Here is a 13,409-nt window from a genome sequence, read left to right as displayed (position 1 = left end):
CGGCAGCGGTGGGCGGCGCGACGGCGCCGGCAGGCGCATCGGGCGCGGCCGAATCGCCGAACCCGGCCAGCGAGACGAACGTGCCGCCGATGCAGGTGGCGCCGCCGTCGCCGGGCGGGTTCCGCTTCCCGAGCATTCGTCTGCACTGACGGATTTACATTCGTTACAGCCAGAAACGATTCAGTCGGTAGCGTGCGCGAACTTGCGCGTAAGCTACCTGCTCCAACCTTCGCATCGACTTATTCATGCAGGTCACTATGATGAAAAAACTATTCCTGATCCCCGTTTTCGCGGCGCTGTTCTCGTTCGGCAGCGCAGCCCACGCGCAAGTCGACCAGTCGAACCCGCAGGCGCTGATCAAGACGGCGACGCAGCAGGTGCTCGACGAAGTCAAGCAGCAGACGATCAAGCAGGGCGACACCAACCGCATCATCTCGATCGTCAACAAGGACATCCTGCCGTACACCGATTTCCGCCGCACCACGCAGCTCGCGATGGGCCGCAACTGGCGCACGGCGACGGCCGAACAGCAGCAGCAGGTTCAGGAGCAGTTCAAGCTGCTGCTGATCCGCACGTATTCGGGCGCGCTGGCGCAACTGAAGCCGGACCAGCAGATCCAGTACCCGCCGTTCCGTGCCGATTCGGCCGATACCGACGTCGTGGTCAAGACGGTCGCGATGAACAACGGCCAGCCGGTCCAGATCGACTACCGCCTGTACAAGACGGCGAACGGCTGGAAGGTGTATGACCTGAACGTGCTCGGCGCATGGCTGATCCAGACGTACCAGCAGCAGTTCAACGAGAAGATCCAGCAAAGCGGCGTGGACGGCCTGATCCAGTTCCTCACGCAGCGCAACCAGCAACTTGCCGCCGGCAAGCAAGCGTCGTGAGCGGTTTCGAAGCCGGCTCCTCGCTGACCGTCGCGAGCGCGAAGTCCGCGCTCGCGGACGGTCTTGCGCGCATCGGCGAGGGCGCGACCGCCGTCGATTGCGCGGCGCTGACGCAGTTCGACTCGTCCGCGCTCGCCGTGCTGCTCGCATGGCAACGTGCCGCCAAGGCGCGCGGCGCGACCCTCGACATCCTCAATCTCCCCCCGAAGCTCGCCAGCCTCGCGCGCGCCTACGGCGTCGACGCGCTCATCGAAGGCACCGGGCGACATTGACCCTGTCCGACCGGAGCCTGCCGCGCCAGCCGGCGCGCGCACGCTTCAGGCCGCGTGCCTCCGGCACCGGCTCCACCAGCCGGTTTGCCCTATAATCAAGCGTTTTGCGGGGCAGCCAATCGGCGTCCGGCCCCCATTTTCATTCGCAGCAAGCACAGAATAGGCGTCGCGGCCCTTGCGCCGCGCACAGTCATGTCAGCCATAGAAATCCGTCACGTCAAGAAGCGCTACAAATCGCTTCAGGCGCTCAAGGGCGTCAGCCTGTCGGTCGAGGAAGGCGAGTTTTTCGGTCTGCTCGGCCCCAACGGCGCAGGCAAGACCACGCTCATCAGTATCCTCGCCGGGCTCGCCCGGGCCGACGAAGGCAGTATCTCGGTACGCGGTCACGACGTCGTCAAGGACTTCCGTGGCGCGCGCCGCGCGCTCGGTGTCGTGCCGCAGGAACTCGTGTTCGACCCGTTCTTCACCGTCCGCGAGACGCTGCGGATCCAGTCCGGCTATTTCGGGCTGCGCCGCAACGACGACTGGATCGACGAGGTGATGGCCAATCTCGACCTCACCGAGAAAGCCGACGCGAACATGCGCGCGCTGTCCGGCGGGATGAAGCGCCGCGTGCTGGTCGCGCAGGCGCTCGTGCACCGGCCGCCCGTGATCGTGCTCGACGAGCCGACCGCCGGCGTCGACGTCGAGCTGCGCCAGACGCTGTGGAAATTCATCTCGCGCCTGAACCGCGAAGGTCACACGATCGTGCTGACCACCCACTACCTCGAGGAAGCCGAGTCGCTGTGCGACCGCATCGCGATGCTGCGCCGTGGCGAAGTCGTCGCGCTCGACCGCACCGACGCGCTGCTGCGCCGCTTCGCCGGGCTGCAGCTGTACCTGCGGCTGGCAACGGGCGCGCTGCCCACCGAGCTGCGCGGGCTGGAGACCGATCCGGCCGCGCGCGCGCCGGGCGAGCACCTGCTGCGCCTGACGAGCTACGACGATGTCGAGCGGATCCTCGCGCAATGCCGCGCGGCGGGCTGCACATTCGACGAGATCGAGGTCCGCAAGGCCGACCTCGAAGACGTGTTCGTCCAGGTGATGAACGGGGCCGAGGTGATCGAGGGACTGGCATGAGCGGGTTTCAAACGCTGTTCTACAAGGAGCTGCTGCGTTTCTGGAAGGTGTCGTTCCAGACGGTGCTCGCGCCGATCGTCACGGCGCTGCTGTACCTGACGATCTTCGGCCACGCGCTGTCGGGCCGCGTCGAGGTCTATCCGGGCGTCGAGTACGTGAGTTTTCTCGTACCGGGCCTCGTGATGATGAGCGTGTTGCAGAATGCGTTCGCGAACAGCTCGTCGTCGCTGATCCAGTCGAAGATCACCGGCAATCTCGTGTTCATGCTGCTGCCGCCGCTGTCGTACCGCGACATCTTCGGCGCGTACGTGCTCGCGTCCGTGATGCGCGGCCTCGCGGTCGGCACGGGCGTGTTCGTCGTGACGATCTGGTTTATCCCGATGCATTTCGCGGCGCCGCTGTTCATCATTGCGTTCGCGCTGCTCGGCTCGGCGATCCTCGGCACGCTCGGCCTGATCGCCGGGATCTGGGCCGAGAAGTTCGACCAGCTCGCCGCGTTCCAGAACTTCCTGATCATGCCGCTGACGTTCCTGTCCGGTGTGTTCTATTCGACGCATTCGCTGCCGCCCGTGTGGCGCGAGATCTCGCGTCTCAATCCGTTTTTCTACATGATCGACGGCTTCCGTTTCGGGTTCTTCGGCGCGTCCGACATCAACCCGTTCGCGAGCCTCGCGATCGTCACCGGTTTCTTCGTGCTGCTCGCGCTGATCGCGATGCGGCTGCTCGCGACCGGCTACAAACTGCGTCATTGATATCGACAGGCAGCGGCCGCCATCCAGGCGGCGCGCGCCGACAGGAGCCTTACACCATGTTGCCGACTCCCGAACAGGTCAAGCAATACATCGCCGGCGGTCTCGCCTGCACGCATCTGGAAGTCGAAGGCGACGGCCAGCATTTCTTCGCGACGATCGTGTCGGCGGCCTTCGAAGGCAAGCGCCCGATCCAGCGGCACCAGCTCGTCTACGCGGCGCTCGGCGATCGCATGAAGCAGGAAATTCACGCGCTCAGCATGAAGACGCTGACGCCCGCCGAATGGCAGAACGCATAACCGGAACTCACTGAGTGCAAGTCACCGTCAACGAGCGCGACGCCGTCCAGAGCGTCGCCACGGCACACCCGGCCGCCAACGGGGAATCGCATGGCCATGGGATGGACAAGCTCGTGATCGAAGGCGGCCACCGCCTGTCGGGCGAGATCGTCGTGTCGGGCGCGAAGAATGCCGCGCTGCCGATCCTGTGCGCGGGGCTGCTCACCGCCGATCCGGTCGACCTCGACAATGTGCCGAACCTGAAAGACGTGCGCACCACGCTGAAGGTGCTGAACCAGATGGGCGTGAAGAGCGAGACCGACGGCTGCCGCGTGCAGCTCGACGCGTCGCGCGTCGACAACCTCGTGGCGCCGTACGAGCTCGTCAAGACGATGCGCGCGTCGATCCTCGTGCTCGGGCCGCTGCTCGCACGCTTCGGCGAGGCGAAGGTGTCGCTGCCGGGCGGCTGCGCGATCGGCGCGCGGCCGGTCGACCAGCACATCAAGGGCCTGCAGGCGATGGGCGCCGAGATCAGCATCGAGCACGGCTTCATCGAAGCGCGCGCGAAGCGGCTGAAGGGCGCGCGCATCGTGACCGACATGATCACGGTGACGGGCACCGAGAATCTGCTGATGGCCGCGACGCTGGCAGACGGCGAGACGGTGATCGAAAACGCGGCGCGCGAGCCGGAAGTGAGCGATCTCGCGCACTTGCTGGTCGCGATGGGCGCGAAAATCGACGGCATCGGCACCGACCGCCTCGTGATCCAGGGCGTCGAGCGGCTGCACGGCGCGCGCCATTCGGTGATCCCCGACCGCATCGAGGCCGGCACGTTCCTGTGCGCGGTCGCGGCGGCGGGCGGCGACGTGATGCTGACGGGCGTGCGCCCGCACATCCTCGACGCGGTGATCGACAAGCTGCGCGAAGCCGGCGTGTCGATCGAGGAAGGCGACAGCTGGCTGCGCGTGAAGATGGACCGCCGGCCGTCGGCGGTCACGATCCGCACGTCGGAATACCCGGCGTTCCCGACCGACATGCAGGCGCAGTTCATGGCCCTCAATACGGTCGCGACGGGCACCGCGCAGGTCGTCGAAACCATTTTCGAGAACCGCTTCATGCACGTGCAGGAGTTGAACCGGCTCGGCGCGAACATCACGATCGACGGCAACACCGCACTCGTGACGGGCGTCGAGAAGCTGTCGGGCGCGAACGTGATGGCGACCGACCTGCGTGCGTCGGCGAGCCTCGTGATCGCCGGGCTGCGTGCCGACGGCGAAACGCTCGTCGACAGCATCTATCACCTGGACCGCGGCTACGACCGCATGGAAGCCAAACTGACCGCTGTCGGCGCGAACGTGCGCCGCCTTTCCGGGAGCCAAGCATGACCGCGCCGCTGACCCCGCCGTTGACCCTTGCGTTGTCGAAGGGCCGGATTTTCGAGGAAACCCTGCCGCTGCTCGCCGCCGCCGGCGTGCAGGTGACGGAGGATCCGGAAACGTCGCGCAAGCTGATCCTGCCGACGACGAACCCGGACCTGCGCGTGATCATCGTGCGCGCGAGCGACGTGCCGACCTATGTCGAATACGGCGCGGCCGATTTCGGCGTGGCCGGCAAGGACGTGCTGGTCGAGCACGGCGGCTCGGGCCTGTACCAGCCGATCGACCTGAACATTGCGCGCTGCCGGATGTCGGTGGCCGTATCGGCCGGCTTTGATTACGCGAGCGCCGTGCGCCAGGGCGCGCGGCTGCGCGTCGCGACGAAGTACGTCGAAACGGCGCGCGAACACTTCGCCGCGAAGGGCGTGCACGTCGACCTGATCAAGCTGTACGGCTCGATGGAACTCGCACCGCTGGTGGGGCTGGCCGACGCGATCGTCGACCTCGTCAGCTCGGGCGGCACGCTGAAGGCGAACAATCTGGTCGAGGTCGAGGAGATCATGGCGATCTCGTCGCGCCTCGTCGTGAACCAGGCTGCGCTGAAGTTGAAGCGCACGGCGCTCAAGCCGATCCTCGACGCGTTCGAACGCGCGTCGCAGAATGGCGGTTGAGCGCATCACCGTAACGGAACCCCCATGTCCATCACCATCCGCAAGCTCGATTCGACGAGCGAAGGCTTCGGCGCCGAGCTGCGCGCGCTGCTCGCATTCGAGGCAAGCGAAGACGCGGCGATCGAGCAATCGGTCGCGCAGATCCTCGCCGACGTGAAGTCGCGCGGCGACGCCGCGGTGCTCGAATACACGAACCGCTTCGACCGGCTGAGCGCGAACAGCGTCGCCGCGCTGGAGCTGCCGCAGGACGCGCTGCAGACGGCGCTCGACGGCCTCGCGCCGAAGGCGCGCGCGGCGCTGGAAGCGGCGGCCGCGCGGGTGCGCGCGTACCACGAGAAGCAGAAGATCGAGTGCGGCACGCATAGCTGGCAGTACACGGAAAGCGACGGCACGGTGCTCGGCCAGAAGATCACGCCGCTCGACCGCGTCGGCCTGTACGTGCCGGGCGGCAAGGCGGCGTATCCGTCGTCGGTGCTGATGAACGCGATTCCCGCGCGCGTCGCGGGCGTCGGCGAGATCGTGATGGTCGTGCCGACGCCGGACGGCGTGAAGAACGACCTCGTGCTCGCCGCGGCGCTGCTCGGCGGCGTCGATCGCGTGTTCACGATCGGCGGCGCGCAGGCGGTCGGCGCGCTCGCGTACGGCACGGCGACCGTGCCGGCCGTCGACAAGATCTGCGGCCCCGGCAATGCGTACGTCGCGTCGGCGAAGCGCCGCGTGTTCGGCACGGTCGGCATCGACATGATCGCCGGGCCGTCGGAAATCCTCGTGCTGTGCGACGGCACGACCGACCCGAACTGGGTCGCGATGGATCTCTTCTCGCAGGCCGAGCACGACGAACTCGCGCAGTCGATCCTGCTGTGTCCGGACGGTGCGTTCCTCGAGCGCGTCGAGAAGGCGATCAACGAGCTGCTGCCGTCGATGCCGCGCCAGGACGTGATCCGCGCGTCGCTCGAAGGCCGCGGCGCGCTGATCAAGGTGCGCGACATGGCCGAAGCCTGCCGGATCGCGAACGACATCGCGCCCGAGCACCTGGAAATTTCCGCGCTGGAGCCGCAACAATGGGGCCAGCAGATCCGCCATGCGGGCGCGATCTTCCTCGGCCGCTACACGAGCGAGAGCCTCGGCGACTACTGCGCGGGCCCGAACCACGTGCTGCCGACGTCGCGCACCGCGCGTTTCTCGTCGCCGCTCGGCGTGTACGACTTCATCAAGCGCTCGAGCCTGATCGAGGTCAGCGCCGAAGGCGCGCAGACGCTCGGCGAGATCGCATCCGAACTCGCGTATGGCGAGGGGCTGCAGGCGCACGCGAAGAGCGCCGAATTCCGGATGAAGAACTGAGCGCACGCAGCGCGGGGCCGGGGCAGGCGCGGATGTGCCGCCCGGCCCGCACCCCGAAGGCCGGGGCTGGAGACACCTGTGCAGGGCGGCGGCCTCCGCCTTGCCGATCATTTGACGCCGGCGCGACGCACGCCGGCTTGAGATCATGACGACGCCACAAGACATCATTCGCCGCGACGTGCTCGCGATGACGAGCTATCCGGTGCCGGACGCGAGCGGATTCGTAAAGCTCGACGCGATGGAGAACCCGTACCCGCTGCCCGAACCGCTCGCCGCGGCGCTCGGCGAGCGTCTCGCGCAGGTCGCGCTGAACCGCTACCCGGCGCCGCGCCCGGCCGCGCTGATCGACAAGCTGCGCCACGCGATGGGCGTGCCGGCCGCCTGCGACGTGCTGCTCGGCAACGGCTCGGACGAAATCATCAGCATGATGTCGGTGGCCTGCGCGAAGCCGGGCGCGAAGGTGCTCGCGCCGGTGCCGGGCTTCGTGATGTACGAACTGTCCGCCAAGCTCGCGCAGCTCGAATTCGTCGGCGTGCCGCTGAAGGCCGACCTGACGCTCGATGTCGACGCGATGCTCGCGGCGATCGCCGAGCATCGTCCGGCGCTCGTCTATCTCGCCTATCCGAACAACCCGACCGGCACGCTGTACGACGATGCCGACATCGAACGGATCGTCGCGGCCGCGCGGCACAGCCTGATCGTGATCGACGAGGCGTACCAGCCGTTCGCGGGGCGCTCGTGGCTGCCGCGCGCCGCCGAATTCGACAACGTCGTCGTGATGCGCACGGTGTCGAAGCTCGGCCTCGCGGGCATCCGCCTCGGTTATCTGGTCGGTTCGCCCGCATGGCTGACCGAATTCGACAAGGTGCGCCCGCCGTACAACATCAACGTGCTGACCCAGGCGACCGCCGATTTCCTGCTCGACCACCTCGGCGTGCTCGACGCGCAGGCGGCCGATCTGCGGGCGGAACGCGCGCGTCTCGCGCAGGCGGTGGCCGCGCTGCCGGGCGCGACGGTGTTCCCGAGCGCCGGCAATTTCCTGCTGGTGCGGGTGCCGGACGCGGCCGCCGTGTTCGACGCGCTGCTCACCGAGCGGGTTTTGGTCAAAAACGTGAGTAAAATGCATCCGTTGCTGGCTGAATGCGTGCGGCTCACCGTCGGTTCTCCCGACGAAAACGCGCGCCTGCTGGCCGCTTTGAAACTCGCGCTGCCCGGTTGAGCCTGCGGGCGCCGCGGCGCGAAACGATCAATCCCCATTTACATCGACTCAGTCAAGGAATTGCCATGCGTGTGGCGGAAGTCGTTCGCAATACCAGCGAAACGCAGATCCGTGTGAAGCTCAATCTCGACGGCACGGGCCAGCAGAAGCTGGCTACCGGCGTGCCGTTCCTCGACCATATGCTCGACCAGATCGCTCGACACGGTCTGGTCGATCTCGAGGTTGAAGCGCATGGCGATACGCATATCGACGACCACCACACGGTCGAGGATGTCGGCATCACGCTCGGGCAGGCCGTCGCGAAGGCGATCGGCGACCGCAAGGGCATCCGTCGCTACGGCCATTCGTACGTGCCGCTCGACGAGGCGCTGTCGCGCGTCGTGATCGACTTCTCCGGCCGGCCGGGCCTCGAATTCCACGTGCCGTTCACGCGTGCGCGGATCGGCACGTTCGACGTCGACCTGTCGATCGAGTTCTTCCGCGGTTTCGTGAACCACGCGGGCGTCACGCTGCACATCGACAACCTGCGCGGGATCAACGCGCACCATCAGCTCGAGACTGTGTTCAAGGCCTTCGGCCGTGCGCTGCGCGCGGCGGTGGAGCTGGACGAGCGTGCGGCGGGGCAGATCCCGTCGACGAAGGGCAGCCTCTGAACCTGAACTGACCGGACGGAGCGTCTAGGACAACCTCACGGCTTCGGCGCGCGGCGCCGGCTTGCGATGGATCTGCTCAAATCGTTCATTTCGCTGCTGGCGCTGATCAACCCGATCGGCGCGGTGCCGTTCTTCCTGAGCCTGACGGCGCAGCAGACGGACCTCGAGCGGCGGCGTACGATCCGGATCGCGTCGGTGTCGGTGTTCTGCGTGATGACGGTGACGGCGCTGCTCGGGCAGCAGATCATCGACTTCTTCGGCATTTCGGTCGGGTCGCTCGAGGTGGGCGGCGGGATCATCATGCTGCTGATGGCGATCAACATGCTGAACGCGCAGATCGGCAACACGCGATCGACGCCGGAGGAGCGCCACGAGGCCGAGCTGAAGGACAACATCGCGGTCGTGCCGCTGGCGATTCCGCTGCTCACGGGCCCCGGCTCGATCAGCACGGTCATCATCTACGCGGCGAACTCGCGTCACTGGTATGAACGGGCCGGGCTGGTCGCGATCGGCGCGGTCCTGGCTTTTCTGTGTTTCGTCGCGATGCGGCTCGCCGAGCCGATCGCGAACTGGATCGGCCGCACGGGCATCAACATCGCCACGCGGCTGATGGGTCTGATGCTGTCGGCGCTGGCGGTGGAATTCATCGTCAATGGACTGAGGGCGCTACTGCCTGCACTGAGATGAAAACTTCGATTGCGATTGTGGATTATGGGATGGGCAACCTGCGCTCGGTCGCGCAGGCGCTCAAGAAGGCCGAACCGGCCGCCGACGTGGCGATCGTCGACACGCCGGCCGCGATCCGTGCGGCCGACCGTGTCGTGCTGCCCGGCCAGGGCGCGATGCCCGACTGCATGCGCTGCCTCGGCGAGTCGGGCCTGCAGGAGGCCGTGATCGAGGCCTCGCGCACGAAGCCGCTGCTCGGCGTGTGCGTCGGCGAGCAGATGCTGTTCGACTGGAGCGCGGAAGGCGACACGAAGGGCCTCGGCCTGTTGCCCGGCAAGGTCGTGCGTTTCGAACTCGACGGCCGCCTGCAGGACGACGGCTCGCGCTTCAAGGTGCCGCAGATGGGCTGGAACCGCGTGCGCCAGTCGCAGCCGCATCCGCTGTGGGACGGCGTGCCCGACGACGCGTATTTCTACTTCGTGCACAGCTACTACGTGACGCCGGACAACCCGGCGCATACGGTCGGCGAAACGGCCTACGGCGCGCCGTTTACGTCCGCGGTCGCGCGGGACAACCTCTTCGCGACCCAATTCCACCCCGAGAAAAGCGCGGAGGTCGGGTTGCGTCTGTATCGCAACTTCGTACACTGGAAACCGTGAACGTCGCGTGCGTGCCACAGTCGGCGGGCCGCAGAGGCCCGTCTTACGGGGCTCGCGCGCCTAAGCGCCGAAAGAGTTGTACTAAACTAGCGAGACGGCGCGGTACCGGATTGGCCGGTACGCGCCGGATTCTTTTCTTCTTCCACGACGACACCCGATTGCTATGTTGCTGATTCCGGCCATCGATCTCAAAGACGGTCAGTGTGTGCGCCTCAAACAGGGCGACATGGACCAGGCCACGATTTTCTCCGAGGACCCGGCGGCGATGGCCCGCAAGTGGGTCGATCTCGGCGCCCGGCGGCTCCATCTGGTCGACCTGAACGGCGCATTCGCCGGCAAGCCGAAGAATCTCGAGGCGATCGAAGCGATCCTCGACGAAGTCGGCGATGAAATCCCCGTACAGCTCGGCGGCGGCATCCGCAGCCTCGAGACGATCGAGAAGTATCTGGACGCGGGTCTGTCCTACGTGATCATCGGCACCGCGGCCGTGAAGGATCCGGGTTTCCTGCAGGACGCCTGCACCGCGTTCGCGGGCAACATCATCGTCGGGCTGGACGCGAAGGACGGCAAGGTCGCGACCGACGGCTGGAGCAAGCTCACGGGCCACGAAGTGGTCGATCTCGCGAAGAAGTTCGAGGACTACGGCGTCGAATCGATCGTCTACACGGACATCGGCCGCGACGGGATGCTGCAGGGCATCAACATCGAGGCGACCGTGAAGCTCGCGCAGGCGGTCGGCATCCCGGTGATTGCCAGCGGTGGCCTGTCGAACCTCACGGACATCGAGAATCTGTGCGAAGTGGAAGAGCACGGCGTCGAAGGCGTGATCTGCGGCCGTGCGATCTACTCCGGCGATCTCGATTTCGCGGCCGCGCAAAAGCGCGCGGACGAACTGAACGGCGAACTCGACAACGCGTAAGCGCGGTTGTCCCGCTCGCCGGGGCTGCCAGCAGGCGGCCCCACCGGAAGCCTCGCGCGAGGCTTTCCGCAACCGGCCGTCCCATCGCGGCATTTGGCGCAACATCATGGCTCTAGCTAAACGCATCATCCCCTGCCTGGACGTGACTGCCGGGCGTGTCGTCAAGGGCGTCAACTTCGTCGAACTGCGCGATGCCGGCGACCCCGTCGAGATCGCCCGCCGCTACGACGACCAGGGCGCCGACGAATTGACGTTCCTCGACATCACCGCGACGTCCGACCAGCGCGACCTGATCCTGCCGATCATCGAAGCCGTCGCGTCGCAGGTCTTCATTCCGCTGACCGTCGGCGGCGGCGTGCGCGCCGTCGAGGACGTGCGGCGCCTGCTGAACGCGGGCGCGGACAAGGTCAGCATGAATTCGTCGGCAGTCGCGAACCCGCAGCTCGTGCGCGACGCGGCCGACAAGTACGGCTCGCAGTGCATCGTCGTCGCGATCGACGCGAAGCGCGTGTCGGCCGACGGCGAGACGCCGCGCTGGGAAGTCTTCACGCACGGCGGCCGCAAGAACACGGGCCTCGACGCGATCGAATGGGCGCGCAAGATGGCCGAGCTCGGCGCGGGCGAGATCCTGCTCACGAGCATGGATCGCGACGGCACCAAGTCGGGCTTCGACCTCGCGCTCACGCGCGGCGTGTCGGATGCGGTGCCGGTGCCGGTGATCGCGTCGGGCGGTGTCGGCTCGCTGCAGCACCTGGCCGACGGCATCAAGGACGGCCGCGCCGATGCGGTGCTGGCCGCGAGCATCTTCCACTACGGCGAGCACACGGTCGGCGAGGCGAAGCGCTTCATGGCCGACCAGGGCATCCCGGTGAGGCTGTGATGAATACGGAAACGAATGCATTGCCCGCGTGGCTCGACAAGGTCCGCTGGGACGACAACGGCCTCGTGCCGGTGATCGCGCAGGAGGCGTCGACGAACGACGTGCTGATGTTCGCGTGGATGAACCGCGAGGCGCTCGCGAAGACGATCGAGACGCACCGCGCGGTCTACTATTCGCGTTCGCGCAAGCGCCTGTGGTTCAAGGGCGAGGAGTCGGGCCACGTGCAGCACGTGCACGAAGTGCGGCTCGATTGCGACGAGGACGTCGTGCTGCTGAAGGTCGAGCAGGTGTCGGGCATCGCGTGCCACACCGGCCGGCATTCGTGCTTCTTCCAGAAATTCGAAGGCACCGTCGACAGCGGCGACTGGGTCGCGGTCGAGCCGGTGCTGAAAGATCCCGAACACATCTACAAATGACGCAATCGACCGAAGACACGCTGCTGCGCCTCGCGGCCGTGATCGATAGCCGCAAGGGCGGCGACCCCGATCAATCGTACGTATCGCGCCTGTTCCACAAGGGCGACGACGCGGTGCTGAAGAAGATCGGCGAAGAGGCGACGGAAGTCGTGCTGGCCGCGAAGGACGTGCGTCAGGGCGGCGCGCCGACCGCGCTGGTCGGCGAGGTGGCCGACCTGTGGTTCCACTGCCTCGTGATGCTGTCGCATTTCGACCTGAGCCCGGCCGACGTGATCGCCGAGCTCGAGCGCCGCGAAGGGCTGTCGGGGATCGAGGAGAAGGCCCTGCGCAAGCGTCGTGAGCGCGAGGAAAACGGCGGGTGACGGACCCTTGTCGCGGGATGGCCACAGTGCGGTAAGCTGTAAGAATTGTCATCTAACGGGGGTAGCATCATGACCGATACGCCAAGTCAGTTTCCGCCGCCGTCGGTGCCGGGGGCCGCGGACGCCGAACGCCTGAACGGGCTGCGCACGTTGACTCACGTGCTCTACGGCCTCTACGCGTTTCATTGGCTCACGGGTGGCGTCACGGGCATCATCGCGATCATCATCAACTACGTGAAGCGCGACGATGTGGCCGGCACGCCGTATGCCGCCCACTTCGAGTGGCAGATCCGCACGTTCTGGCGCGCGCTGATCGCGTACGTGATCGGGTTCGCGCTGATGTTCGTGGTGATCGGATTCGCAGTGATGTTTGTCACATGGATCTGGACGCTGTACCGTATCATCAAGGGTTGGCTGTACCTGAACGACAACAAGCCGCTCGATCCGCAGGCCTGGTTCTGACCGGCCGCGCTCGGGCGTCTGCAGGAGCAACATGAGTCACGATCCGAATTGCCTGTTCTGCAAGATCGCGGCAGGCGAGATCCCGAGCACGAAGGTGCACGAGGATGACGAATTCGTCGCGTTCCGCGACATCCGCCCGGCGGCCGAGACGCACGTGCTCGTGATTCCGCGCCAGCACCTGCCGACGCTGTCGGCGGCGAGCGAGGCCGATGCGCCGATGCTCGGCCGGCTGATGCTGCTCGTCTCGCGTCTCGCTGGCCAGCTCGGCGTCGCCTATACGGGTGGCGAAACCGGTTTCCGTACTGTGATCAATACAGGCCCGGGCGGCGGGCAGGAGGTCTACCACCTGCACGCGCATATCCTGGCCGGCCCGCGCCCCTGGCAGCGGATGGGTTGACGGCGCGGGGCGTTTCCCCGCATCGATAGTCGAAGCCGGCACGTTGCCGGCGATTTGCGCCGCGTAGCGGCGTGGTTGAG

The 13,409-nt window shown here is 66.6% G+C and carries 18 protein-coding genes and 1 pseudogene; all 19 read left to right on the top strand.

From position 1 onward, the window contains the following. Positions 1-149 (top strand): annotated as a pseudogene (locus L810_RS49305) (MlaA family lipoprotein); the annotation flags it as partial. A gap of 111 nt (positions 150-260) precedes the next feature. After that, positions 261-890: an MlaC/ttg2D family ABC transporter substrate-binding protein gene (locus L810_RS29265; RefSeq protein ID WP_042976633.1), complete on the top strand. Its 630-nt coding sequence runs from the start codon at positions 261-263 to the stop codon at positions 888-890. Next, a complete protein-coding gene (locus L810_RS29260; RefSeq protein ID WP_021161863.1) occupies positions 887-1,162 on the top strand; it encodes an STAS domain-containing protein in 276 nt (91 codons plus the stop codon). Before L810_RS29265 ends, L810_RS29260 begins: the two co-directional genes overlap by 4 nt. Positions 1,163-1,354: 192 nt before the next feature. Next, positions 1,355-2,281, top strand: coding sequence for an ABC transporter ATP-binding protein (locus L810_RS29255; RefSeq protein ID WP_021161862.1), 927 nt, complete (start codon positions 1,355-1,357; stop codon positions 2,279-2,281). Continuing rightward, entirely contained in the window at positions 2,278-3,033 is a 756-nt protein-coding gene (locus L810_RS29250; protein WP_021161861.1) for an ABC transporter permease, read from the top strand. Before L810_RS29255 ends, L810_RS29250 begins: the two co-directional genes overlap by 4 nt. Positions 3,034-3,089: 56 nt before the next feature. Further along, the gene (locus L810_RS29245; protein WP_006477131.1) at positions 3,090-3,329 is read left to right on the top strand and encodes a BolA family protein; all 240 of its coding nucleotides are present in this window, start codon (positions 3,090-3,092) and stop codon (positions 3,327-3,329) included. Between the two features lie 14 nt (positions 3,330-3,343). Further along, entirely contained in the window at positions 3,344-4,693 is a 1,350-nt protein-coding gene (gene murA, locus L810_RS29240) for a UDP-N-acetylglucosamine 1-carboxyvinyltransferase (RefSeq protein WP_021161860.1), read from the top strand. A gap of 8 nt (positions 4,694-4,701) precedes the next feature. After that, entirely contained in the window at positions 4,702-5,355 is a 654-nt protein-coding gene (gene hisG, locus L810_RS29235; RefSeq protein ID WP_027788540.1) for an ATP phosphoribosyltransferase, read from the top strand. Between the two features lie 24 nt (positions 5,356-5,379). After that, a complete protein-coding gene (gene hisD / locus L810_RS29230; protein ID WP_021161858.1) occupies positions 5,380-6,696 on the top strand; it encodes a histidinol dehydrogenase in 1,317 nt (438 codons plus the stop codon). 145 nt (positions 6,697-6,841) lie between these two features. Continuing rightward, on the top strand, positions 6,842-7,915 hold the full coding sequence (gene hisC, locus L810_RS29225) for a histidinol-phosphate transaminase (RefSeq protein ID WP_021161857.1): 1,074 nt from the start codon (positions 6,842-6,844) through the stop codon (positions 7,913-7,915). A gap of 65 nt (positions 7,916-7,980) precedes the next feature. Further along, complete coding sequence (gene hisB, locus L810_RS29220; RefSeq protein WP_011350728.1) at positions 7,981-8,568, top strand: imidazoleglycerol-phosphate dehydratase HisB; 588 nt, start codon at positions 7,981-7,983, stop codon at positions 8,566-8,568. A 66-nt stretch (positions 8,569-8,634) separates the two neighbouring features. Then, a complete protein-coding gene (locus L810_RS29215) occupies positions 8,635-9,255 on the top strand; it encodes a MarC family protein (RefSeq protein WP_021161856.1) in 621 nt (206 codons plus the stop codon). After that, positions 9,252-9,893 (top strand): imidazole glycerol phosphate synthase subunit HisH, encoded by a 642-nt coding sequence (gene hisH, locus L810_RS29210; protein ID WP_014898304.1) that lies wholly within the window; start codon positions 9,252-9,254, stop codon positions 9,891-9,893. The genes L810_RS29215 and hisH overlap by 4 nt, the downstream gene beginning before the upstream one ends. 163 nt (positions 9,894-10,056) lie before the next feature. Then, on the top strand, positions 10,057-10,812 hold the full coding sequence (hisA, locus tag L810_RS29205) for a 1-(5-phosphoribosyl)-5-[(5-phosphoribosylamino)methylideneamino]imidazole-4-carboxamide isomerase (RefSeq protein ID WP_021161854.1): 756 nt from the start codon (positions 10,057-10,059) through the stop codon (positions 10,810-10,812). 106 nt (positions 10,813-10,918) lie between these two features. Beyond that, positions 10,919-11,692, top strand: a complete 774-nt coding sequence (gene hisF, locus L810_RS29200; RefSeq protein WP_011350732.1) for an imidazole glycerol phosphate synthase subunit HisF — start codon at positions 10,919-10,921, stop codon at positions 11,690-11,692. Beyond that, positions 11,692-12,108, top strand: coding sequence for a phosphoribosyl-AMP cyclohydrolase (gene hisI, locus L810_RS29195; RefSeq protein ID WP_021161852.1), 417 nt, complete (start codon positions 11,692-11,694; stop codon positions 12,106-12,108). Before hisF ends, hisI begins: the two co-directional genes overlap by 1 nt. Next, a complete protein-coding gene (locus tag L810_RS29190) occupies positions 12,105-12,470 on the top strand; it encodes a phosphoribosyl-ATP diphosphatase (RefSeq protein ID WP_006485344.1) in 366 nt (121 codons plus the stop codon). Before hisI ends, L810_RS29190 begins: the two co-directional genes overlap by 4 nt. 69 nt (positions 12,471-12,539) lie before the next feature. After that, a complete protein-coding gene (locus tag L810_RS29185) occupies positions 12,540-12,932 on the top strand; it encodes a DUF4870 family protein (protein ID WP_011350734.1) in 393 nt (130 codons plus the stop codon). 31 nt (positions 12,933-12,963) lie between these two features. Beyond that, the gene (locus tag L810_RS29180) at positions 12,964-13,329 is read left to right on the top strand and encodes a histidine triad nucleotide-binding protein (RefSeq protein ID WP_021161851.1); all 366 of its coding nucleotides are present in this window, start codon (positions 12,964-12,966) and stop codon (positions 13,327-13,329) included. The last annotated feature ends 80 nt before the right edge of the window (positions 13,330-13,409 follow it).

Source organism: Burkholderia sp. AU4i, assembly GCF_000466765.1.
Classification (GTDB): Bacteria; Pseudomonadota; Gammaproteobacteria; order Burkholderiales; family Burkholderiaceae; genus Burkholderia; species Burkholderia cepacia.
This window is presented reverse-complemented; position numbering and strand designations above follow the sequence as displayed.

Coding starts and splice junctions, on each gene's coding strand:
- L810_RS29255 (WP_021161862.1), top strand. CDS start 1,355: ATGTCAGCCATAGAAATCCGTCACGTCAAGAAGCGCTACAAATCGCTT.
- hisI (WP_021161852.1), top strand. CDS start 11,692: ATGAATACGGAAACGAATGCATTGCCCGCGTGGCTCGACAAGGTCCGC.
- L810_RS29180 (WP_021161851.1), top strand. CDS start 12,964: ATGAGTCACGATCCGAATTGCCTGTTCTGCAAGATCGCGGCAGGCGAG.
- hisF (WP_011350732.1), top strand. CDS start 10,919: ATGGCTCTAGCTAAACGCATCATCCCCTGCCTGGACGTGACTGCCGGG.
- L810_RS29190 (WP_006485344.1), top strand. CDS start 12,105: ATGACGCAATCGACCGAAGACACGCTGCTGCGCCTCGCGGCCGTGATC.
- L810_RS29245 (WP_006477131.1), top strand. CDS start 3,090: ATGTTGCCGACTCCCGAACAGGTCAAGCAATACATCGCCGGCGGTCTC.
- L810_RS29250 (WP_021161861.1), top strand. CDS start 2,278: ATGAGCGGGTTTCAAACGCTGTTCTACAAGGAGCTGCTGCGTTTCTGG.
- hisH (WP_014898304.1), top strand. CDS start 9,252: ATGAAAACTTCGATTGCGATTGTGGATTATGGGATGGGCAACCTGCGC.
- hisC (WP_021161857.1), top strand. CDS start 6,842: ATGACGACGCCACAAGACATCATTCGCCGCGACGTGCTCGCGATGACG.
- hisA (WP_021161854.1), top strand. CDS start 10,057: ATGTTGCTGATTCCGGCCATCGATCTCAAAGACGGTCAGTGTGTGCGC.
- hisB (WP_011350728.1), top strand. CDS start 7,981: ATGCGTGTGGCGGAAGTCGTTCGCAATACCAGCGAAACGCAGATCCGT.
- L810_RS29265 (WP_042976633.1), top strand. CDS start 261: ATGAAAAAACTATTCCTGATCCCCGTTTTCGCGGCGCTGTTCTCGTTC.
- L810_RS29215 (WP_021161856.1), top strand. CDS start 8,635: ATGGATCTGCTCAAATCGTTCATTTCGCTGCTGGCGCTGATCAACCCG.
- hisD (WP_021161858.1), top strand. CDS start 5,380: ATGTCCATCACCATCCGCAAGCTCGATTCGACGAGCGAAGGCTTCGGC.
- L810_RS29185 (WP_011350734.1), top strand. CDS start 12,540: ATGACCGATACGCCAAGTCAGTTTCCGCCGCCGTCGGTGCCGGGGGCC.